Below are 23,660 nucleotides of genomic sequence, written 5' to 3' on the forward strand. Positions count from 1 at the left end.
CACCCATGACATCCCGATGATCAGTCGGGGATCATCGATCCTGTGAGGAAAGAGATCAAGATATAAGGGGCGCTCCGGCGACTGGCGTCGCTACGACCCCAACGGCATGCTACCCCTTCGTTTAACTTTATCAGCCGCCACCATTTTAATTTTTTGCTAAAGAATTCGTGAGACGAATTACAGCAAGAACTCATGCAGTGCCGGGTCTTTACGATCAAGGAAATGGGTGGAACGGATACGGCGGATTGTACGGGATTTACCGCGAATCAGCAGTGTCTCGGTGGTTGCCATGTTCCCTTTGCGATAAATGCCTTCCAGCAGGTCACCTTTGGTAATGCCGGTGGCAGAGAAAATCACATTATCATTACGGGCCATATCACCCAGTAACAGCACTTTACCTGCCTCAATACCCATTGATTTGCAGCGCACCAGTTCCTCTTCACCAATGCGACGGTTGTCTTCGTTATCACCTTTTACTTGATGACGAGGTAGCAAGCGGCCTTGCATATCACCGTCCAGGGCGCGGATGACCGCAGCAGAAATCACGCCTTCAGGTGCTCCGCCGATGCAGTACATCACATCCACTTCACTTTCTGGCATGCAGGTTAGAATGGAAGCCGCAACATCGCCATCGGGGATAGCGAACACTTTGACACCCAGTTGCTGCATTTCGGAGATGATGCCGTCATGGCGCGGTTTAGCGAGCGTAATAACCGTTAAATCAGTCAGTGGTTTATTCAGCTTGATAGCTACATTGCGTAAGTTGAGTTCCAGCGGCAGATTAAGGTCGATAGCGCCTTTCGCTCCGGGGCCAACCACCAGCTTTTCCATATACATATCCGGCGCATGTAAAAATGTGCCTTTATCTCCCACCGCCAGCACCGCCAGTGCATTAGCCTGACCCATGGCAGTCATACGGGTGCCTTCAATGGGATCTACCGCGATATCAACCGCATCGCCTTGGCCAGTACCGACATTTTCGCCGATATACAGCATCGGAGCTTCATCAATTTCACCTTCGCCAATAACAATCTGCCCATCAATATTGACCTGATTTAGCATAATACGCATGGCCTTTACAGCAGCACCGTCGGCAGCATTTTTATCGCCCCGACCCAGCCATTTATAACCTGCCAGTGCAGCAGCTTCGGTGACACGGGAAAACTCGATGGCTAATTCACGTTTCATCATTAACCTGTTAATTGAGGTGGTATAGAAGAATGGAAGCCGGAATTCTACCACCTTTGTGACGTGAAGCCGCAAGCGTGTCTTTTGATGTGGTGTTTTTTTTCACCATAAAAACGCCCCATCGGGGGAGTGATGGGGCGTCGATTGCATAAAACATTTTTAGCTTAAAGCCGGCGGACCGTTACTCTTCGTGCTCTTCCCATGCTTGGGCGCGGGCCACGGCTTTCTTCCAGCCACGGTAGCGGACATCACGTTCGGTAGTTTCAATCCCTGGGCGGAACTCACGCTCAATGGTGGCTTTACTTTTCACTTCGTCCAAATCATTCCAGAAGCCGGTTGCCAGACCTGCCAGGAATGCGGCACCCAGTGCTGTGCTCTCACGTACCTCTGGGCGCTCAACACGCGTGCCCAGAATGTCGGCCTGGAACTGCATCAGGAAGTTGTTGGCAACTGCGCCACCATCAACACGTAGCGATTTCAGGCGTTCACCAGAATCTGCTTGCATGGCATCCAGTACATCACGAGTCTGATAAGCAATAGACTCGAGTGTTGCACGGATAATATGGTTGCTGTTAACACCACGTGTCAGGCCGAAGATAGCACCACGCGCATACGGGTCCCAATAAGGAGCACCGAGACCGGTGAAGGCAGGCACCACATACACGCCGTTGCTGTCTTTCACTTTGGTGGCGAAGTATTCAGAGTCATCGGCATCGCTGATAAGTTTCAACTCATCACGCAACCATTGGATGGATGCACCGCCAATAAACACCGCTCCTTCCAGTGCATAGTTAACTTCACCGCGTGGGCCGCAGGCGATGGTGGTCAGCAGGCCATGATTGGATTGCACCGCTTCTGTGCCGGTGTTCATCAGCAGGAAGCAGCCGGTACCGTAGGTGTTTTTTGCCATTCCCGGTTGGACACAAAGCTGGCCGAACAGCGCGGCTTGCTGGTCACCGGCAATCCCGGCGATAGGAATACGAGTCCCGCCTTTACCACCAATGTTGGTCTGGCCGTAAACTTCTGAGGATGGGCGAACTTCAGGTAGCATTGAGCGCGGGATATTCAGCGCTTTCAGCATACGTTCATCCCACTCTTTGGTGCGGATATTAAACATCATGGTACGTGATGCGTTGGTGTAATCCGTTACGTGTACGCGGCCTTGGGTCATGTTCCACACTAGCCAAGTGTCAACAGTACCAAACAGCAACTCACCGCGCTCAGCACGGTCACGCGCGCCTTCTACGTTATCAAGGATCCATTTCACCTTGGTGCCGGAGAAGTAAGGGTCGACGACCAGCCCGGTGTTGTGGCGGATGTACTCTTCCAGCCCTTCTTTTTTCAGTTTTTCGCAGATATCGGCAGTACGGCGGCATTGCCACACGATGGCGTTATACACCGGCTTACCTGTTGTTTTGTCCCAAACAATGGTGGTTTCACGTTGGTTGGTGATACCGATGCCAGCAATTTCATCAGAACTGATACCGGCTTTGGCTAGCACTTCGACCAATGTCGAGCTTTGGGTAGCCCAGATTTCCATTGGGTCATGCTCAACCCATCCTGCTTTTGGATAGATTTGCTCAAATTCGCGCTGAGAGATACTCACGATATTGGCATCGTGATCCAACACCACTGCTCTGGAACTGGTGGTTCCTTGGTCAAGCGCGACAATGTATTTCTTTTGAGTAGTATTTTCAGTTGTCATAATTAGCCTACTTTTAAGTTGCCGTTTATACCCACAATTTCAATTACGGTGGGTATATTCTTCCAGTATCTATTATTTACGCTTTGCGTTCTGTGGTCGTAACCGTGGTTTCTTCATCGTCAGCGACACAGACATCGCATGGCAAATGGCGACCAATCAGGGCGCGATAACCAAATGCACCTACCAATGCGCCAACAATAGGCCCAAAGATGGGTACCAGGAAGTAAGGAATGTCACGTCCGCCAGTAAAGGCAACCTCGCCCCAGCCAGCAAAGTAAGCGAATAGCTTTGGACCAAAGTCACGTGCCGGGTTTAAGGCGAACCCAGTCAATGGCCCCATTGAACCGCCGATAACGGCAATCAAAATACCAATCAGCAGAGGCGCCAATGGGCCGCGCGGAATACCGTTGCCATCATCAGTCAGCGCCAGGATCAGACACATCAAAATTGCGGTAATAACAGTTTCAACCAGGAATGCCTGGAAAACAGAAATGTGTGGATTTGGATAAGTCGAGAAAATACCGGCCAGATTCAGACTCTCAACACTGCCGCGTGCTATCTGATGCGTCTGTTCAAAATCGATAAAAAGATTGTAGTAGAGGCCGAACACTAAGGCCGCGGCACAAAATGCACCGGCAATTTGCGCCAAAATGTAGGGAATCACTTTGCGGCGATCGAAACAGGCAAATAACCACAATGCAATGGTGACTGCCGGATTAAGATGAGCGCCTGAAATGGCTGCGGTTAAATAGATGGCCATGGCAACACCCAGGCCCCAAATGATACTAATTTCCCACTGCCCAAAACTGGCCCCAGCCAACTTTAATGCAGCGACACAGCCCACACCAAAAAAGATGAGTAGAGCAGTACCGAGAAACTCCGCGATACATTGGCCCTTCAAGGTCGAACTAGCGGTTTGGCTCATAGTAGATGTCCTAGAGACAGAGATTTATAGGGTATTTCTTATTTTTACCCTTCGAATAATAAAAGGGGTGATGTAAATTTATCGTTAACGAGCACAAACGAGAAATAGCGAAATCAAAATGTGTGTAGTACGTCATAAAAATGAGCGATTTCGCGTTATTCACGGCTGTTAAGGGACTTTGAAAGTGTGATCAGACCAGTATTTTTCTCTTCAGTTGTTAAGGGCATGTATCACTTTACAGGATTGGTCATAGAGGTTTTTCAGTTTTTACTGATGGTTCTTGACATGAAATTGCAACAGAGTGTGGTTTGTACCGGCATGGCGCTAGACAGGGGGGGATTGGCTACATACAATCGCTTTACAGGGGCGGCGCTTTACAAGGGCGGCGCTTTACATGACCATCGTTTTTATCAAGTGGCGTCGCCTGGGCGATGGGACGTCTAAAATAGAGTGCTTGCTGCACTCGTTTGATGGATATATAGCGCGATAAATAAGTATTCACAGCAGTTTCATTTGTCGATGGTTGCTTCAGTTTATTTATGCGGCAACTGAAGTTAAAAATGGCGACTGCGATCAAGATATGTACGCCTTGCGACTCATAAGGGGACCGAAGAATGTCATTTGAAGTATTTGAGAAATTGGAAGTTAAAGTTCAGCAGGCGATTGATACCATCACGTTGTTACAGATGGAAATTGAAGAGCTGAAAGAGAAAAATAACACCCTGTCCCAAGAAGTTCAGGAAGCGGCTGGTGGCCGTGAAGCGTTAGTGCGCGAAAATGAGCAACTGAAACAAGAACAGCATGTGTGGCAGGATCGTCTGCGGGCACTGTTGGGAAAGATGGAAGAAGTCTAAGTGCCAGTTGGCTTAAAGCATCACCAACGCGTGGTTGAAAGCCGCTAGCTACATAGCCACTTTGAGTTTGAAGTGCAAATAGGGCGATATCAACATCGCCCTATCTATCCCCGTCATACTTCAAGCTGCATGTGCGTTGACTGCTCTCGTTACTCGGCCCGTCCATGGGCCTCGCCTCTACGAGGCCGCTGCAAGCAGCGTTCAAATCGGTTCCCGACCGATTTGTCACCCGAATCATTGACTGCCTGTTGACCTTAAAATAAATAGGCTCATCGGGATTTACTCAATTGCCGCCTTCCTGCAACTCGAATTATTTAGGGCATAATCGATAAATCAGCTAGATACTATTCAATATCTAAAGGTTCTTCTGACAAGATGATCCCGGTGTTGTCTGCATACAAGTGGTCACCGGAGAAGAATGTCACCCCACCAAAATTAACGCGGATATCGCTTTCACCAATACCCTCATCTGCAGCACCGACTGGAATCGCGGCCATCGCCTGGATACCAATATCCAATTCGGCCAGCTCATCAACCTGACGAACAGCGCCGTAAACAACGATGCCTTCCCACTCGTTTTTCAATGCTAAATCAGCAAGTTCAGCATTGATTAATGCACGGCGCACTGAGCCACCGCCATCAACAACTAACACACGGCCAAGACCATTTTCTTCGAGTAGGTCAAACAACAAGCCGTTATCTTCGAAACATTTTACAGTGGTTATCTTGCCACCAAATGAAGTACGTCCGCCAAAATTGGAGAACAGTGGTTCTACCACATTTACCTCTTCATGATAGATATCACAGAGATCGGAAGTATCATATTTCATAGGATTAACGTCTGGTTGCGGCTGGGATGCTAAGTATATCCCTTTCTGGCAGCTGTTGGCAAAATCATCAATTGTTAAATTTCTCCGGGCGGATTTTATCGACCACAACCCGGAGAAAAAAGAGGCGGGATTAACTCAGCACCAGACCAATAGCAAACAGGATATTGGTCAGTAGCGCGGCTTTGACCATATGTTCGAGCATTGGGCGCATGCCAGCGGTGGTTGGCTCACGCAGTACAAACAGCGCGTGTCTGGCTAGCAAGGGAATGGCCAGAACAAAGATCCAACCCGCCCAGCTATGCAGATAAAGAATGTTGAATAATGTCAGGCAGAAGATAGCCGCGACAATTAGCAGGGCATGGTAATAACGTGCGACGACCGGGCCTAAACGCACCGCCAGTGTGTTTTTGCCATTTGCTTTGTCATTTTCGATATCGCGCAAATTATTAATATTCAAAACGGCTGTTGCCAATAAACCACAGGCGGTAGCCGGTAGCATGACGATACTGTCAAAGTGGCCAGCTTGAAGATAGTAAGTTCCGGCGACACTCAGCCAGCCGAAGAATACTAATACCGAGATATCACCTAACCCCATATAGCCATAGGGTTTGCTACCCACGGTGTAGGTAATTGCAGCCACAATCGCCATCAGCCCGAGCAGTAAAAAGCCTAAAACGTCGCTGGGTTTTTCACAAGCCACGGCAATGAGTGCGATACCTGAGATAACGGTCAGACTCACAGTGATGATTAGCGCGACTTTCATCTGGTGACGCGTAATTATCCCTTTTTGCATACCGCGCAATGGCCCGATACGTTCTTCGGTATCACTGCCCTTGATGGCATCGCCATAATCATTGGCGAGATTGGACAAAATTTGCAGCAGGCCGGCGGTTAATAAGGCGAGTAATGCGACTGCTGGCTTGAAACTATCGAGCCAGACAGCTAGCGCTGAACCGGTAACGATAGAGGCAAAGGCCAGTGGCAATGTTCTTGGCCGCAGGCTTTCCAGCCAAGCCTGGGTCTGGCTGGTGCTGGTTAAGCGGGTATTAGTTGATTGGCTCATGTTCTGCTTCATTGTATAGGAGTCTGGTCCGCCCATATCGGCGAGTTAAAAACTTCAAAACGATCATACGATAAAAATAAGAGTGGGAGGCGCTGCCTCCCACTCTTAATTTGGCGAACCATTTTATCCAGCAAAGGCTTATAAAGCGAATTATAGGATAAAACGACTCAGATCTTCATCTGCAACCAACTCATCCAGGTGCTTACCGACATATGCCGCATCAATAGTTATGGATTGACCATTGCTCTCGCTAGCGTCATAAGAGATATCCTCCATTAGACGTTCCAGCACAGTATGCAAACGGCGGGCACCGATGTTCTCAGTACGCTCGTTAACCTGCCATGCTGCTTCAGCGATTTTGCGGATACCTTCACGGGTAAACTCGACAGTCACCCCTTCAGTTGCCATCAGTGCTTTATACTGCTCAGTTAGCGAAGCACTCGGTTCGGTCAGAATGCGCTCAAAATCATCTGTTGTCAGGGCCTGTAATTCTACCCGAATTGGCAAACGACCTTGCAATTCAGGGATAAGGTCTGACGGACTGGAGACCTGGAATGCGCCGGAGGCAATAAACAGGATATGGTCAGTTTTCACCATGCCGTGTTTGGTTGATACGGTGCAACCTTCTACCAATGGCAGCAAGTCACGCTGTACCCCTTCGCGAGACACATCCGGGCCTGACGTCTGGCCGCGTTTACAGATTTTATCGATTTCGTCGATAAATACGATCCCGTGCTGCTCGACCGCATCAATCGCCTGCTGTTTCAGCTCCTCTGGATTAACCAGTTTCGCCGCTTCTTCTTCAATTAGCAGTTTAAATGCTTCTTTGATTTTGATTTTGCGCGGCTTTTGTTTCTGCCCCGCAATATTCTGGAACATGGATTGCAATTGGTTAGTCATCTCTTCCATGCCAGGAGGAGCCATGATTTCGACACCGACCGGTGCAGCCGCCAGATCGATTTCAATCTCTTTGTCATCCAACTGACCTTCACGCAGTTTCTTGCGGAAAGCTTGACGTGTCGGGGATGGCTCTTGGGTCTCTTCCGGCTGGCCCCAGTTATTCTTGGCCGGCGGGATTAACACATCCAGAATGCGTTCTTCGGCCAGCTCTTCTGCCCGGTAACGCATTTTTTCAATGGATTGATGACGAACCATTTTTACTGCTGCATCGGTCAGATCGCGGATAATAGAGTCCACTTCTTTACCAACATAGCCAACTTCGGTGAACTTGGTCGCTTCTACTTTGATGAACGGTGCATTGGCCAGTTTTGCCAGACGGCGGGCAATTTCAGTTTTACCCACACCGGTTGGGCCGATCATCAGAATGTTTTTAGGGGTAACTTCGTGGCGCAGCTCTTCGTTAAGCTGCATCCGACGCCAGCGGTTACGCAGGGCAATAGCTACTGCACGTTTAGCTTTATCCTGGCCGATAATGTAGCTATCAAGTTCGCTGACGATTTCGCGTGGGGTCATTTCAGACATGTCACTCTATCCTTACGCTCTGTATGTTAATAACGCCTGGTATGTTAATAATACTTAGTACGTTAATTCTTCAATGGTTTGGAAGCGGTTGGTATAGATACAAATATCCCCCGCAATGCTCAGAGATTTCTCAACGATATCTCGTGCACCCAATTCGGTATTTTCTAGCAGCGCGCGCGCAGCAGACTGGGCATAAGGCCCGCCTGAGCCGATAGCAATCAGGTCATCTTCTGGCTGAACCACATCGCCGTTACCGGTGATAATGAGTGATGCAGTTTCGTCCGCGACAGCCAACAATGCCTCAAGTTTGCGTAGCATGCGATCGGTGCGCCAATCTTTGGCTAACTCAACGGCAGCTTTAGTCAGGTGGCCCTGGTGCATCTCCAGTTTGCGCTCAAATAGTTCAAACAGGGTAAAGGCATCAGCCGTACCGCCAGCAAAACCAGCAATGACTTTATTGTTATAAAGGCGGCGTACTTTTTTAGCGTTGCCCTTCATTACGGTATTGCCCAGAGTGACCTGGCCATCACCACCGATAACGACATGACCATTACGGCGTACACTTACAATTGTTGTCACGAGCGGACCCTCGTTGCAGACTGAATGAGTCCCCATACTGAATTCAGAAAAACAGTATGGGGTATATTGAGATTATAAATGGGGGAGGATTATGACTTTTCAACCCCCAACAGCGAGGGGAATGCATCCTGATTGACCTGCGCCTTTCAAACGCTGTAAGGCTTTATCGGCAGCAGCCTTGGTGCTGTAAGGGCCGAGTACCACGCGATTCCAGCCACCGCCTGCGGTAATGCGGCTTTCGATACCTTCGAATGCCAATTGCGCGCGAATAGATTCAGCCTGATCAACGGCTTTGAATGAGCCACATTGCACCATCCAGCGTTGTGCTTTTTCTTTCTCTTTTTCCGGCTTCGGCGGTGTTGCTGCCTGTGTTACCGGCGCAGTAGGTTGCTGCGTACGCGGCGGTGTCGTGACCTGCGGCTGCACTTGTACCTGTGGAGCAGGTATTGGCTGCGTTGTCGTCTGACGTGGCTGCGTTAAGGGCTGCTGCTGCATATTGGTGACCGGTGGTTTGATGGTCACTGCTGAGCGTGGCACCGGCATCCCTTGATTATACGGCACTTCTGAAAGCTGCGTCGGTTGCTGGCGCATATCTGCCTGCATCTGCTCAAGCAATTGGCGCTGCTCATTGGTCAGCTGTGTCTGGGAATTAACTTCACCACCAGCAGACGGTTCTGTTGGTGTTGGCACGCCAATCTGGCGATTTTCCAACTCCTTAATATAACGCCAACGCTCTTCCGGTTTCGGCGGCAAGCCATTGCCGGTACGCGGGTCATGACTAGGTAGTAACGGAAGCTCACCCGGTTTGTTGTGGGTGATGAAATAAAGTCCACCAACAAATACCACTAATAGCGCGACGGCCAGTGCCATCACGGTTTTGGATACTGCTGGAGCACTGCGTTTTTTTCGGCTGGTGCTTTTGCGCCGCGCTCCTGAGCGCCCTCGGCTTACATAATCTCTTTGTGCCACTATCGTTTCGCTGCGTCGTGATGATGGAATAAGTCCGTCATGTTACTGAACCCCTGAATATTTGCCTAGCGTTTAGGCGCAGCAGTACTTTCCCTGACGATCAATTCGGTGTCTAACAGGCGGGAGCCACTTTGTACTGAATGCCCTTGTAACTGCTCAAGTAATAGTAACATGGCTTGCTGACCAATTTGATAACGCGGTTGTGCCACGGTGGTCAAGGGGGGATCACAATACTGTGACAGTTTCAGGTCATCGAAGCCGACTACCGAGATATCTTGCGGGACGCGCAGCCCCATTCTCTTGGCCTGCCACATCGCCCCTATCGCCATGACATCATTGTGACAAAATATTGCTGTAGGGGGGTGAGGTAGACCCATTAGAGTGGCAAAGGTTTCGGCCCCAGCTTCATAACTAAAATCACCGCGGATAATATAGTCACTGTCGACCGCAATACCATTACGGCGGAGCGCCTGGATATAACCCTGTAACCGGTATTGGCATAGGGGGAAATGCTCCGGCCCGGCAACACAGGCAATGCGCTTGTGGCCTAATTCATGCAGATAATTAACGGCTTCATAGGCGGCGGTCAGGTTATCGATATGTACGGTGGGCAGTTCCAGTTCTGGGGCAAACTCATTTGCCATCACCATCGGCGGTAAATTGCGTTGTTCTTCCTTGCTGGCATCAAACGGCAGGTTGGAGCCTAGCAGCAACATACCATCAATTTGTTTGGTGATGATCAGGTTAACGAAAGTCCGCTCTTGCTGGGTTTGTTGTGCACAATCACCAATTAAGATCAGATAGCCTTGTTGGGCTGCGGCATGTTCAATGCCCTGGATGATGTCAGCAAAAAAGGGGTCGCTGATATCTGGCACGATAACCAGAATAGTGCGCGACTCGTTACGTTTAATATTGCGGGATAAAGCGTGAGGAGAGTAACCGACAGCCAGAACAGCTTGCTCCACTTTTTGCCGAGTCACGGTTGAAACCTTTTCAGGGTTCATCAATGCGCGCGATACCGTCGCAGTTGAAACACCTGCCATTTCGGCAACGTCTTTCATGGTGGCCATGGTGAATTCTTTCTTATGTTCCAACGCCTTTCTCCTTGCTCTGGCTCCGAGCCAGCACTCATGCTTAATGCAGGCTTTCCGTCATTCTATACAGATAGTGAGGGCAATTTGTTACCTAATTTGCATTAAAAGTGTGACGGAAGTGGGGTTTTTCGCACTGGCTCGCATAAAGCGGGGTAAACGATTGCTTTATGATGTTACCTGTATCGACAAAATCATGGGCGAGACAGGTAATATTATGGTGACAGTAACGAAAAAGAGGGCGTTAGCTGTCTATGGGATCAACGTCTAATGTCCACTTAACTTTCCGCGCTTGCGGCAAAGTATTGATCAGCGGCTGAGATGTTTTAATCAGTCGTTGCAGTAATTGCCGCGAGGGGTGCTGTAACAATAATTGCCAGCGGAAGCGCCCACCTCGTTTCGCCTGTAATGCCGGAACCGGTCCCATAATCCATAATGCATCATCTTTCAGCGGGCTGGCTTCCAGTAAATTACGTAATTGTTGCAAAAACAGTGCCGATTGCTGGTTATCGTGGTCTTCGCTGCGCACGATGATATGGCTGGTATAAGGCGGTAAAAATACGCTTTTGCGCTCGGCCAGTGCTTGTTTGGCAAAGGCATCGTAGCCCTGTTGCAGCAGGATTTGCAGCAGTGGATGCTCAGGGTGATGGGTTTGTAAGATGACCTCGCCTTGCTTACCTGCTCGGCCAGCACGGCCTGATACTTGCGTGTAGAGCTGCGCAAAGCGTTCTGCCGAACGGAAATCTGCCGAGAATAATGCACCGTCGACATCCAGCAATGCCACCAGAGTCACATCGGGGAAGTGATGACCTTTTGCCAGCATTTGGGTGCCAATCAATATCCGCGCTCCTCCTTGATGTACATCAGCCAGATGCTGTTCCAGCGAGCCTTTGCGGCTGGTGGTATCGCGGTCAATTCGGGTGATCGGCGTGTCTGGGAACAGAGGAGCCAGCTCATTTTCCAACTGTTCGGTACCGACGCCGACTGACACCAGATGTGTTGAGCCACATTTAGGGCATTGTTGTGGCACTGGGCGCTGGCTGTCGCAGTGGTGGCAGCGCAATTGGCGGTAGTTCTGGTGCAGGGTGTAATAGTGGTCACAGCGCTGACATTCTGCTATCCAGCCACACTCATGGCACAGCAGTGCTGGTGCATAACCCCGGCGGTTGAGGAACAGAATCACCTGATTATCGGCCTGCAAATGGGCCTTCATACGTTTTAGTAGCGGTTGAGAAAGGCCGACTTTGAGCGGTAACCCTTTGAGATCTAACAAGTGCTGCACTGCCGGTTTGGCATTACCTGCTCGTTTCGATAGCGTTAACTGGCGATATTTACCCATTTGCACATTATGTAAGGTTTCCAGCGCGGGGGTTGCCGTCCCCATCACGATGGGAATACCTTCTTCGCGCGCACGGAATACCGCTAAATCGCGGGCATGGTAACGCCAGCCTTCTTGCTGTTTATAGGAGCTATCATGCTCTTCATCAATAATGATGACGCCGAGACGGGAGAATGGCGTGAACAGCGCGGAGCGAGTCCCTATGACAATAGCGGCTTCGCCGTTACGCGCTCGTAGCCAGACGGATAAGCGCTCGCTGTCGTTTAAACCGGAATGGAGCACTTCAACTGGCGCATTGAAGCGCTCGCGAAAACGGGCGATAGTTTGCGGTGTTAGGCCAATTTCAGGAACCAAAACCAGCGCCTGACGGCCCTGCGCCAGAATATTTTCCAGCACACTGAGATAAACTTCGGTTTTACCCGAGCCAGTCACCCCGGCCAGCAACCAGGCGGCAAACTGAGTATCTTCACTGCGAATCGCCCCGACGGCGGTGGCTTGCTCGGTATTGAGCCGCAAACGTTCGCCCAACACGGAAAAACCGTTGCGCCAGTCAGTGGTTGCTACTTCTTGTGCCCGCAGGTCAATTAGCCCTTTGCTACGCAATGCTTGCAGCGCACTTTCCGTTAATGCCATTTCATTAACTTGATGGCGATAAACCGGTTTTTGTAATAACGCCGCAAGGGCTTGTTGTTGCTTCGGCGCGCGTTTTAAGCTTTCTGGCGGCGTGGCACGGCCCTGTTCGGTGGCAAACCATTGCCACAAGGGGGCGGATTGTGCGGGCTTCCCCTGGCGCAATAAAATGGGCAACGCGTGGAACAGCACTTCGCCTATCGGATAATGATAGTACTCGGTTGCCCAACAAAGAATGCGCCACAGGCTGGGTGGGAATAAGCTGTCACCGTCCAGCACCGCATCAATAGCTTTGAGTTGTTCAAGGGGAAATGTACTGGTCTCGCTGATACCCACTACAATTCCAATGGCATTACGTTTACCAAATGGCACACTGACGCGAGCACCCACTACCGGGCAGGCCGTGGCACTGTCAAGGCGGTAGTCAAAGGTACGAGCCAGCGGAACGGGTAACGCCACTTGAACAACGGGCATACATTCTTATCCTGCGAAATAAAATGGTATAAATAAAGATTGAACAGTTTACACTGCGTACCTCACAATGTGCGGATTCGATTGCGCGGCTTGGTCAAATTCTGTATTATTCGCCGCCTTTGGTATAATTCGATATCAAATTCTGCTAACAACCGTTGTTTATTTTATCAGCGATTGTTCGTTAGCAATCAACTATTCGTTAACGATAAATTCTTATTTATCAATCGTGTGGTGTCTGGCGGAGTAGGGCTGGATAGCGACACGGCCTAAATATAGAGGTTTTCCATGAAAAAAGGTATCCACCCTAAATACGATTTAGTTACTGCTTCTTGCTCTTGCGGTAACGTTATCAAGATCAACTCTACTGTTGGTCATGACCTGAATCTGGACGTGTGCGGCGAATGCCACCCGTTCTACACTGGTAAGCAGCGTGATGTTGCGACCGGTGGCCGTGTTGACCGCTTTAACAAGCGTTTCAGCGTGCCGGGTGCTAAGAAGTAATTATTGCCCGTCAGACGAAAAAAAGGCCTCCAGGGGCCTTTTTTCATTTCTACTATCAGGTCCAGATTGAACCGGACGGTAGCTGGAAATCAATATTCCCAGGTATCGGGATCAACACCCAATTCACGCATTAAAATCTTCGCGGCTTCCGGGATTTCATCACTGCGTTCTTTGCGCAGATCTTCGTCATTCGGTAGCGGCTGGCCGGTAAATGCATGCAAAAAAGCCTCACACAACAACTCACTGTTGGTGGCATGGCGCAGGTTGTTCACCTGACGGCGAGTCCGTTCATCGGTGAGGATTTTTAAAACCTTCAGCGGAATGGATACCGTAATTTTTTTGACCTGCTCGCTTTTCTTACCGTGTTCAGCGTAAGGGCTGACATACTCGCCGTTCCACTCAGCCATGGGACACCTTAAATTTGTCGGAAAAATACCAAGTTCTGAAAACCGGCCAATTATGCCCGATCTTCGCTGTTCTCACTAAATAAATGTCGATTTTACTAGACTAATGTCACTGAAATAACCTTTTTTGCTATTTATTGATAGCTATTACCTTTCTATGCCATCTTTGTGGTTAAACAAATTCGTGGTTAAACAAGGCACCACTGAAACCTGACTGACATCATAAGGATATCTAAAACCTTTATAATTTTAGCGGTTATTATCCCATTGCTCAATCTATACGCAAAGAAGTTTAGATGTCCAGATGTATTGACGTCCGTAATTTGTGCGTCTACTCTGGCGTAACATTTTCTCGATATCCGGTTGGTGGAAATCCATATGACGCGTAAACAGGCAACCATAGCAGTGCGTAGCGGGTTGAACGATGACGAGCAATACGGCTGCGTTGTCCCCCCGATTCACCTCTCCAGTACCTATAATTTTATCGATTTTAATCAGCCACGCGCCCATGACTATTCTCGTCGCGGTAACCCGACGCGTGATGTGGTGCAGCGGGCATTGGCTGAGCTGGAAGGGGGCGCAGGTGCGGTAATGACCAGCAGTGGGATGTCGGCGATTCATTTGGTCTGCACCACCTTCCTTAAACCCGGCGATCTGCTGGTTGCTCCGCATGACTGTTACGGAGGTAGTTATCGTCTGTTCGATAGCTTAAGCAAACGCGGTGCCTATCGGGTTCTGTTTGTTGACCAGGGCGATGACGTGGCATTGAGTCAGGCATTGGCTGAAAAACCCAAGTTGGTTTTGATTGAAACCCCGAGTAACCCGCTGTTGCGAGTGGTGGATATTGCCGCTATCTGCAAAGCCGCTCATGCCGTCGGCGCATTAACGGTTTGTGATAACACCTTCCTTAGCCCGGCGCTACAGCAGCCGCTGGCTTTGGGGGCGGATCTGGTGGTGCATTCCTGTACCAAATATCTGAACGGTCATTCTGATGTGGTGGCGGGTGCGGTCATTGCCAAAGATCCTGAGTTGGCTGTCGAGCTGGCATGGTGGGCGAATAATATCGGCGTGACCGGTGCGGCATTTGACAGCTACTTGTTATTACGTGGGTTACGCACGCTGTCACCGCGTATGGCTCAACAGCAGCGAAACGCAGATGAAATTGTCCGCTATTTAGAGCAACAGCCTTTAGTGAAAAAGCTGTATCATCCTTCTCTGCCACAACATCCCGGCCACGAAATTGCTCGCCGTCAGCAGTCAGGTTTTGGTGCGATGCTCAGTTTTGAGCTTGATGGTGATGAGCAGGTATTGCGTCGTTTCCTCTCTGCCCTTGAATTATTTACCCTGGCAGAGTCTTTGGGGGGCGTTGAAAGCCTGATTTCCCACGCCGCGACCATGACCCATGCCGGTATGGCGCCAGAAGCGCGCACGGCCGCCGGTATTACTGATAGTTTATTGCGAATTTCCGTGGGTATCGAAGACAGCGAAGATTTGATTGCCGATTTGGAAAATGCTTTCCAGTTGGCGAGACCGAGGTAAGTATGAATGCAACAGCGGTAGCAGCGGCGGTGACCGGCCGTCAACTGCATAAATTTGGTGGTAGTAGTCTTGCGGATGTGAAGTGTTACCTGCGGGTGGCCAATATTATGGCTAACTACAGTCATCCCGGCGACCTTATGGTGGTGTCTGCGGCGGGTAGCACCACAAACCAGCTGATTAGCTGGTTGAAGCTGAGTCAAACTGATCGTCTTTCTGCTCATCAGGTGCAGCAAAACCTGCGTCGTTACCAACATGACTTGATTAGTGGTTTATTGTCGCCAGAAATGGCCGAGCCGTTAATTAGTGAATTTATTCATGATTTGGAACGCCTGGCTGGCCTGTTGGACAACAAAGTCGACGATGCAATCTATGCCGAAGTGGTTGGTCATGGTGAGATTTGGTCGGCCCGCTTGATGTCTGCGGTGTTGAACAAACTCGATATGGATGCCGACTGGCTCGATGCTCGCAGTTTCCTGCGTGCTGAACGTGCGGCACAGCCACAAATCGACGAAGGCCGTTCATATCCGTTGTTGCAGCAATTAATGGCACAACACCCACACCAACGTCTGGTAGTGACGGGGTTTATTTCGCGCAATAACGCCGGTGAAACTGTGTTGTTGGGGCGTAACGGCAGTGACTACTCGGCCACTCAGGTTGGGGCGCTGGCAGGGGTCGAACGGGTCACCATCTGGAGTGATGTGGCGGGGGTATACAGTGCTGACCCGCGCAAAGTGAAAGATGCTTGTTTGTTACCTTTACTGCGGCTGGATGAAGCCAGTGAACTGGCTCGGTTGGCAGCTCCGGTACTGCATACCCGTACCCTACAGCCGGTTTCCGGCAGCGATATTGATTTACAACTGCGTTGTAGCTATCAGCCAGAACAGGGCTCAACCCGTATTGAGCGGGTGCTGGCTTCCGGGTCAGGTGCCAAAATTGTCACCAGTCACGATGATGTCTGCCTGATCGAATTACAGATTGCCGGCCACCATGATTTCTCGCTGGCACAGAAAGAGATCGATTTACTGCTCAAACGCGCGCAAATCAAGCCGCTGGCTACCGGTATTCATCCTGATCGTAATCTATTGCAACTTTGCTATACCTCCGAAGTGGTTAACAGCGCATTAAGAGTGCTGGAGGATGCCACGCTGCCAGGGAAATTATCTCTGCGCGAGGGGTTGGCTCTGGTCGCTTTGGTCGGCGCTGGGGTCAGCAAGAACCCATTGCATAGCCACCGTTTCTATCAACAACTGAAAGATCAGCCCGTCGAGTTTATTTGGCAGGCGGAAGATGGCATCAGTATGGTTGCGGTGCTGCGTCTCGGGCCGACTGAGCACTTGATTCAGGGCTTACACCAATCACTGTTCCGTGCAGAGAAGCGCATCGGTTTGATGCTGTTTGGTAAAGGCAATATTGGTGCTCGCTGGTTGGAGCTATTTGCCCGTGAGCAGAAGAATATCTCAGCTCGCAGTGGTTTTGAGTTCGTGCTAGCCGGTGTGGTAGATAGCCGCCGTAGTTTGTTAAGTTATGACGGGCTGGACGCTAGCCGGACGCTGGCATTTTACGATGATGAAGCTAAAGAGCAGGATGAAGAATCCTTGTTCTTGTGGATGCGCGCGCACCCATTTGATGATTTGGTGGTGTTGGATGTGACCGCCAGTGAGTCACTTGCTGAGCAGTATCTGGATTTCGCCAGCTATGGTTTCCACGTTATCAGCGCCAATAAATTAGCCGGAGCCTCCAGCAGCAATAATTACCGCCAAATCCGTGATGCTTTTGCTAAAACTGGCCGCCACTGGTTGTATAACGCCACGGTGGGCGCGGGGTTACCGGTCAACCATACCGTGCGCGATTTGCGCGATAGCGGCGACAGTATTCTGGCGATCAGCGGTATTTTCTCTGGCACTCTGTCCTGGCTGTTCTTGCAATTTGACGGCACGGTGCCCTTTACCGAGCTGGTGGATCAAGCCTGGCAACAGGGCTTGACCGAACCGGATCCGCGTGTCGATCTCTCCGGGCAAGACGTGATGCGCAAGCTGGTGATTTTAGCTCGTGAAGCCGGTTACGACATTGAACCGAATCAGGTGCGGGTGGAGTCGCTAGTCCCTGCGGGTGCCGATGTTGGTTCCGTAGATCAATTTTTTGAGAATGGCGAAGCATTGAATCAGCAAATGATTCAGCGCTTAGAAGCAGCCAATGAAATGGGTCTGGTGCTCCGGTACGTCGCGCGCTTTGATGCCAATGGTAAGGCGCGAGTGGGCGTTGAAGCAGTACGTGCTGATCATCCGTTAGCTTCGTTGCTGCCATGCGATAACGTTTTTGCCATCGAGAGCCGTTGGTATCGCGATAACCCGTTGGTTATTCGTGGCCCAGGGGCAGGGCGCGATGTTACTGCCGGTGCTATTCAGTCTGATTTAAACCGCCTGTCCCAGCTGTTGTAATCTGCACTTATTCGCCTTCTCTGCCTATCGCAGGGGAGGCGAAATCACCATATTTCTTGCTGCATGAATTTTCCGCGCATTGAGTGTGAATATTAATCATCGTTCTAAACTTATTTAAAAGTTGACTCTTTAGCCAACTTCGGTCATTTTCTATTTAGACGTCTAAACGTATAGACGCTTATAAAATGACAGATAACATAAGTCGTCAAAATGATGACAATAGGCAATGGGGTAACAGGGTATGAGTTTTTTCCACGCAAACCAGCGGGAAGCGCTGAATCAAAGTTTGGCAGAGCTGCAAGGCCAGATTAATGTTTCTTTTGAGTTTTTCCCGCCGCGTACCAGCGAGATGGAAGATACCCTGTGGAGCTCGATTGACCGACTGAGCACTCTGAAACCAAAATTTGTCTCAGTGACTTATGGTGCTAACTCCGGTGAACGCGATCGTACTCATAGCATCATCAAAGGAATTAAAGAGCGCACCGGCCTTGAAGCGGCTCCACATCTGACCTGTGTTGATGCTTCTCCTACTCAGTTACGTGAAATAGCCACTGATTACTGGAATAGCGGTATTCGCCATATCGTGGCGCTGCGCGGCGATTTACCGCCCGACAGTGGCAAGCCAGAAATGTATGCTTCTGATTTGGTCGGTTTATTGAAAGATGTCGGTGATTTTGATATCTCAGTTGCCGCTTATCCAGAAGTGCACCCTGAAGCCAAAAGCGCGCAAGCTGACCTGATTAACCTGAAACGCAAGATTGATGCCGGTGCCAACCGCGCTATCACTCAGTTTTTCTTTGATGTTGAAAGTTACCTGCGTTTTCGTGACCGCTGTGTAGCGACGGGTATTGATGTTGAGATTGTGCCGGGTATCTTGCCAGTATCTAACTTTAAACAGCTCCAGCGCTTCGCCACCATGACCAATGTGCGGGTACCTAATTGGATGACCACTATATTTGAAGGGCTGGATAACGACCCTGAGACGCGCAAAATGGTCGGTGCATCAGTAGCGATGGATATGGTGAAGATTCTTAGCCGCGAAGGGGTGAAGGATTTCCATTTCTACACCTTAAATCGGGCAGAATTGAGTTATGCCATTTGCCATACGCTGGGGGTGAGGCCGTAATTTTTTAAAGGGGCGGTGGCCCCTTTTTATTGTGATTTATTTTGGTGATTGGTGATTGGTGATTGGTGATCCGATTCGGTTGTTAAAGCTCCGAGTTTTCTTAGCCTCTGATGAACCAACCGTCAAAGGAGCCATAAGCATGGCCCCTTGTGCAATCCCGCGCTTCGCACGTATCGCCTGCCTACTTCGTGGGTTCCCTTCTTCATCATTCCGCTGACGGACCGCCGTGATTCATCTCCTGCTCGGTTGAGGCGACGGGGATTAAGTGGTCACTGAACGAATATCAACCGAAACCTGATTCGGTCTGAGTTAGTTCATAACAACCGAACTGGAGTACCCGTCAATATCAACCGAACATCTCATTACCAACAGCCAAAAGATAAAAAGGGGAATCTCTTCCCCATAAAATCAATGACTAACCGGTATTACGCATCCCTGCTGCCACCCCAGCGATGGTCACCATCAATGCTTGCTCAACGCGGGCATCAGGGTGTTCTTGTTGGCGTGAACGGTGCAACAGTTCGGCTTGCAACACGTTTAATGGGTCGGTATAGACGTTACGCAGCGCAATCGACTCGGCAATCCACGGCAAATCAGCCATCAAGTGATCATCGTTGGCAATGGCCAGCACCACTTTAATATCAGATGCCAGTTGGTCGCGTAATTGCTGTCCTAATGGCCACAATGACTTATCCACCAGACGTTGGTCATAATATTCGGCCAGCCACAAATCGGCTTTGGCAAACACCATTTCCAGCATACCAATGCGGGTTGAGAAGAACGGCCAGTCACGACACATGGTGGCTAATACTTCTTTCTTACCGGCATCGATGGCTTTCTGTAAACCGGCACCGGCACCCAGCCAGGCCGGTAACATCAGGCGGTTTTGTGTCCAGGCGAAGATCCACGGAATAGCACGCAGGCTTTCCACCCCGCCATTCGGGCGGCGTTTGGCTGGGCGCGAACCCAATGGCAGCTTGCCCAATTCCAGTTCAGGGGTGGCGGCGCGGAAGTAAGGCACGAACTGTGGATTTTCACGCACATAGCCGCGATACATCTCACAAGAGGCATCAGACAGAATATCCATCACCTCATTCCACTCTTTCTTCGGTTCCGGCGGCGGTAACAAATTGGCTTCCAGCACCGCACTGGCATACAGGGCCAGACTGCTGATGGTGACTTCCGGCAGACCAAACTTAAAGCGAATCATCTCGCCTTGTTCAGTGACACGTAAGCCGCCTTTCAGGCTGCCCGGAGGCTGAGAAAGCAGCGCGGCATGGGCGGGTGCACCACCGCGGCCGATAGAACCGCCGCGACCATGGAACAGTGTCAGGGAGATACCGGCTTTCTCGCAGGTTTTGATTAATGCATCTTGCGCCCGATATTGCGCCCAGGACGCGGCCATCACACCGGCGTCTTTCGCTGAGTCAGAATAGCCAATCATCACCATCTGCTTGCCTTGGATCAGGCCGCGATACCAGTCGATATTCAGTAACTGGGTCATCACGTCGTCCGCATTGTTCAGGTCATCGAGTGTTTCGAACAATGGCGCGACTGGCAGAGTGAATGGGCAGCCGGCTTCTTTCAGCAGCAAATGCACCGCCAGCACATCCGATGGCACTTTCGCCATGGAAATCACATAAGCGGCGATAGAACCTTGCGGCGCTTCGGCAATCACCCGGCAGGTTTCCAACACTTCTTGGGTATCGGCACTGGGTTCCCATTTCAGCGGAACCAGTGGACGTTTGGAATTCAGTTCGCGGATCAGGAAGGCTTGTTTGTCCGCTTCAGACCAGCTTTCATAATCACCGAGGCCCAGATAGCGGGTCAGTTCAGCAATAGCATCGGTATGACGGGTGCTTTCCTGACGCACATCGATACGCACCAATGGCACACCAAAGCAGCGCACACGGCGCAAGGTATCGAGTAACTGGCCGTTGGCGATGATTTCCATGCCACAAGCTTTCAGGGATTGATAACAAGCGTATAGCGGATCCCATAGTTGGTCATTGCTGACCAGCAAATCTGTTGGTGGCAATACGCGCTCGCCCTTCAGACGTGCTTCCAGATAAGCCTGAGTATTGGTCAACTGAGTACGCACGCGTTTCATCAGTTCACGATAAGGTTCGAGCACCTCTTCGCCGCCCGCCAATTCACGCAGTTCCGGCGTACATTCCGACATGGAAAGCTCTGACACCAATACCTGAATATCGCGCAGGAATAAATCGGTCGCTTTCCAGCGGCTCAGTAATAGCACATGGCGGGTAATTTCAGCGGTAACATTTGGGTTACCGTCACGGTCGCCACCCATCCATGAAGTGAAGCGGATCGGCACCGCTTCTACCGGCAAGCGGTAATCGAGGGAGTTTTGCAACTGCTCGTTAAATTCACGCAGGAAAGCTGGCACACCTTCCCATAAGCTGTTTTCAACCACCGCAAAGCCCCATTTGGCTTCATCAACCGGGGAAGGGCGGATTTTACGAATTTCGTCGGTATGCCATGATTGTGCGACTAACTGCCGCAAACGACGCATGATCTTGTTGCGTTCGTAATCGGCTAAATCATTGTGATCCAACTGGCTCAGGCAGGTATTCACTTCAACCAGTTTATGAATCAAGGTACGGCGGGTAATTTCAGTTGGGTGAGCCGTTAGCACCAGCTCAATGGATAGCTCATCAACCGCGCTGCGCATGTCTTGCTCACTCAGCTTTTTGTCTTTTAAGCGGGTGAACAGTTGGGCCAGGGCTTCCGGGTTACTTGCGGCTTCACCATGCGGCGAAATGCTGTGATATTGCTCTGCCGTATTCGTCAGATTGAGGAATTGGCTAAAAGCACGGGCGACCGGAAGCAGTTCGTCGTTGGATAAATTTTGCAGTGTCGTCAGTAGCTCCTGACGGCTCGCTTCATTACCGGCACGCGAAGATTTAGATAATTTACGGATGGTTTCTACTTTTTCAAGGATGTGTTCACCAAGCGCTTCCTTGATGGTGTCCCCGAGTAGCGTACCGAGCATACTGACGTTACTTCGCATTGCGGAATATTGTTCGTTCATATGATTTCTTTTAGTACCCTTCGTAACTTGATGAGTATGTAAATTAATTTCACCCAAGAAGCTGAGATGGACAAATCCACTCGCCACGTTCAATTCCATACCCCAATTGACACTATTTTCAGCAAAAAAACATCATTTTTGGGGATATTTCTGAAATTTAATTACCAGAGGCAGGTTATCAGTCTTTCTAATGGGCAAAATTGATCACCTACCCCATAAGAGGTAACTATTGCTGGCAGAAATGATCGACTAATTGACCAATCAGCTCACGAGTGGGTTCGATAAAGGCCATGTCGATAAATTCGTCCGGCTGATGGGCTTGATTGATGGAGCCGGGCCCTAGCACCAATGTCGGGCAAATTTGCTGAATAAACGGGGCTTCGGTGCAGTAGTTCACCACTGCCGTGCGCTCACCCAGTAATTCCTCGATAATCCCGACCATATGATGATCTGTCGGACATTCATAGCCCGGAATCGGTGGATGCAGCTGGTCAATACTCAAGCGACCCGGCCAGCGGGCACTGACGGGGGCCAGTGCTTCAGCCATCAATTCATCCAGATCACTTAATGTCAGCCCCGGCAACGGGCGGATATCCATATGTAATTCACAGCAAGCACAGATACGGTTCGCAGCATCACCGCCATTAATATGGCCGAAATTCATTGTCGGATAAGGGATAGCAAATGCCGGGTTGTTATAACGCTCTTGCAAAGTAGTACGCAGCTTCATTAGCTCGGTAATAGATTCATGCATCAAATCAATAGCATTAACGCCACGCGCCGGATCACTGGAATGGCCGGACTGACCGGTAATACGAATCGCATTGGAAATATGGCCTTTGTGCGCGCGCACCGGTTGCAGTGATGTTGGCTCACCGATAATGGCAAAGTCAGGGCGTAATTGGGTGGAAGCGGCAAAATAGCGTGCGCCCGCCATGGTTGTCTCTTCATCGGCGGTGGCGAGAATATAGAGCGGCTTACTCAATGTACTGGCATCGATATCACGCACCGCATCAAGAATAAAGGCAAAGAAGCCTTTCATGTCGGCAGTACCCAGACCATACAATTTATTGTCATGCTCGGTCAGAGTGAAAGGGTCGCGAGTCCAGCGGCCTTCATCGTAAGGTACGGTATCAGTATGACCTGCCAGGAGCAGCCCGCCGCTGCCCTCTCCGCTGCTTTTTTTGCCAACAGAGTTTTCACCAATAGAGGCAAGCAGATTGAATTTGTGGCGTGTATCCGGTACCGGCTGGATTTCGATGCGAAAACCCAGATCAGCAAACCATCCGGCCAACAAGTTGATTAACGCCTCATTACTTTGATCGAGGGCGCTATCGGTTGCGCTGATCGATGGCGTTGCGATTAGCGCCCGATACAGCTCAATAAATGGAGGTAATTTCATCTTCACTGTTGACAGCCTTTGGTTAGGGTAGTATCAATATTCATGCATTAATTATGAATAAAAATACAT

General features: G+C 50.2%; 18 protein-coding genes. 5 read left to right on the top strand and 13 right to left on the bottom strand.

Annotated elements, in window-relative coordinates; translation table 11 throughout:
• Window positions 1-177: 177 nt before the first annotated feature.
• The 3 genes from glpX to QSV56_RS21080 form a co-directional block, all read right to left on the bottom strand.
• On the bottom strand, window positions 178-1,188 hold the full coding sequence (gene glpX / locus QSV56_RS21070; RefSeq protein ID WP_019080289.1) for a class II fructose-bisphosphatase: 1,011 nt from the start codon (window positions 1,186-1,188) through the stop codon (window positions 178-180).
• A gap of 181 nt (window positions 1,189-1,369) precedes the next feature.
• Window positions 1,370-2,893, bottom strand: a complete 1,524-nt coding sequence (gene glpK, locus QSV56_RS21075; RefSeq protein WP_046049976.1) for a glycerol kinase GlpK — start codon at window positions 2,891-2,893, stop codon at window positions 1,370-1,372.
• 76 nt (window positions 2,894-2,969) lie between these two features.
• The gene (locus QSV56_RS21080) at window positions 2,970-3,818 is read right to left on the bottom strand and encodes an MIP/aquaporin family protein (RefSeq protein ID WP_046695600.1); all 849 of its coding nucleotides are present in this window, start codon (window positions 3,816-3,818) and stop codon (window positions 2,970-2,972) included.
• A 614-nt stretch (window positions 3,819-4,432) separates the two neighbouring features.
• Between QSV56_RS21080 and zapB the strand changes: the two genes are divergently transcribed.
• Window positions 4,433-4,672, top strand: a complete 240-nt coding sequence (zapB, locus tag QSV56_RS21085) for a septal ring assembly protein ZapB (protein WP_004392238.1) — start codon at window positions 4,433-4,435, stop codon at window positions 4,670-4,672.
• A gap of 344 nt (window positions 4,673-5,016) precedes the next feature.
• Here zapB and rraA read toward each other — a convergent pair whose 3' ends face one another.
• From rraA to priA, 7 genes are all read right to left on the bottom strand, one after another.
• Complete coding sequence (rraA, locus tag QSV56_RS21090; protein WP_004714419.1) at window positions 5,017-5,502, bottom strand: ribonuclease E activity regulator RraA; 486 nt, start codon at window positions 5,500-5,502, stop codon at window positions 5,017-5,019.
• A 130-nt stretch (window positions 5,503-5,632) separates the two neighbouring features.
• Window positions 5,633-6,565 carry a 1,4-dihydroxy-2-naphthoate polyprenyltransferase gene (locus tag QSV56_RS21095; RefSeq protein WP_046695599.1) on the bottom strand — a complete coding sequence of 311 codons (933 nt, stop codon included), beginning with the start codon at window positions 6,563-6,565 and terminating at the stop codon, window positions 5,633-5,635.
• 150 nt (window positions 6,566-6,715) lie between these two features.
• Window positions 6,716-8,047, bottom strand: a complete 1,332-nt coding sequence (hslU, locus tag QSV56_RS21100) for an HslU--HslV peptidase ATPase subunit (protein ID WP_005175854.1) — start codon at window positions 8,045-8,047, stop codon at window positions 6,716-6,718.
• 54 nt (window positions 8,048-8,101) lie between these two features.
• A complete protein-coding gene (gene hslV, locus QSV56_RS21105) occupies window positions 8,102-8,626 on the bottom strand; it encodes an ATP-dependent protease subunit HslV (protein WP_004714422.1) in 525 nt (174 codons plus the stop codon).
• 99 nt (window positions 8,627-8,725) lie between these two features.
• Window positions 8,726-9,595, bottom strand: coding sequence for a cell division protein FtsN (gene ftsN / locus QSV56_RS21110; protein ID WP_005175851.1), 870 nt, complete (start codon window positions 9,593-9,595; stop codon window positions 8,726-8,728).
• 65 nt (window positions 9,596-9,660) lie between these two features.
• On the bottom strand, window positions 9,661-10,689 hold the full coding sequence (cytR, locus tag QSV56_RS21115; RefSeq protein ID WP_005181031.1) for a DNA-binding transcriptional regulator CytR: 1,029 nt from the start codon (window positions 10,687-10,689) through the stop codon (window positions 9,661-9,663).
• 241 nt (window positions 10,690-10,930) lie between these two features.
• Entirely contained in the window at window positions 10,931-13,129 is a 2,199-nt protein-coding gene (priA, locus tag QSV56_RS21120) for a primosomal protein N' (protein WP_019080283.1), read from the bottom strand.
• Window positions 13,130-13,414: 285 nt separating this feature from the next.
• Between priA and rpmE the strand changes: the two genes are divergently transcribed.
• Window positions 13,415-13,630, top strand: a complete 216-nt coding sequence (gene rpmE / locus QSV56_RS21125) for a 50S ribosomal protein L31 (protein ID WP_019080282.1) — start codon at window positions 13,415-13,417, stop codon at window positions 13,628-13,630.
• Between the two features lie 89 nt (window positions 13,631-13,719).
• On the opposite strand, the gene metJ is transcribed toward rpmE, so the two are convergent.
• A complete protein-coding gene (metJ, locus tag QSV56_RS21130; protein WP_004392248.1) occupies window positions 13,720-14,037 on the bottom strand; it encodes a met regulon transcriptional regulator MetJ in 318 nt (105 codons plus the stop codon).
• A 375-nt stretch (window positions 14,038-14,412) separates the two neighbouring features.
• On the opposite strand from metJ, the gene metB reads away from it, so the two are divergent.
• The 3 genes from metB to metF all read left to right on the top strand — a co-directional run bounded on the left by metB (window position 14,413) and on the right by metF (window position 19,137).
• Complete coding sequence (gene metB, locus QSV56_RS21135) at window positions 14,413-15,573, top strand: cystathionine gamma-synthase (protein ID WP_019084396.1); 1,161 nt, start codon at window positions 14,413-14,415, stop codon at window positions 15,571-15,573.
• Between the two features lie 2 nt (window positions 15,574-15,575).
• Window positions 15,576-18,011 (top strand): bifunctional aspartate kinase/homoserine dehydrogenase II, encoded by a 2,436-nt coding sequence (locus QSV56_RS21140; RefSeq protein WP_046049981.1) that lies wholly within the window; start codon window positions 15,576-15,578, stop codon window positions 18,009-18,011.
• A gap of 241 nt (window positions 18,012-18,252) precedes the next feature.
• Window positions 18,253-19,137: a methylenetetrahydrofolate reductase gene (gene metF, locus QSV56_RS21145; protein WP_005163851.1), complete on the top strand. Its 885-nt coding sequence runs from the start codon at window positions 18,253-18,255 to the stop codon at window positions 19,135-19,137.
• 415 nt (window positions 19,138-19,552) lie between these two features.
• Here the strand turns inward: metF and ppc are convergent, their stop codons facing one another.
• Entirely contained in the window at window positions 19,553-22,189 is a 2,637-nt protein-coding gene (gene ppc, locus QSV56_RS21150) for a phosphoenolpyruvate carboxylase (protein WP_019080279.1), read from the bottom strand.
• A gap of 226 nt (window positions 22,190-22,415) precedes the next feature.
• Window positions 22,416-23,591, bottom strand: a complete 1,176-nt coding sequence (gene argE, locus QSV56_RS21155; protein ID WP_301213681.1) for an acetylornithine deacetylase — start codon at window positions 23,589-23,591, stop codon at window positions 22,416-22,418.
• Window positions 23,592-23,660: the final 69 nt, after the last annotated feature.

It is taken from the genome of Yersinia sp. 22-579 (assembly GCF_030433455.1).
In the GTDB taxonomy this organism is placed as follows: domain Bacteria; phylum Pseudomonadota; class Gammaproteobacteria; order Enterobacterales; family Enterobacteriaceae; genus Yersinia; species Yersinia enterocolitica.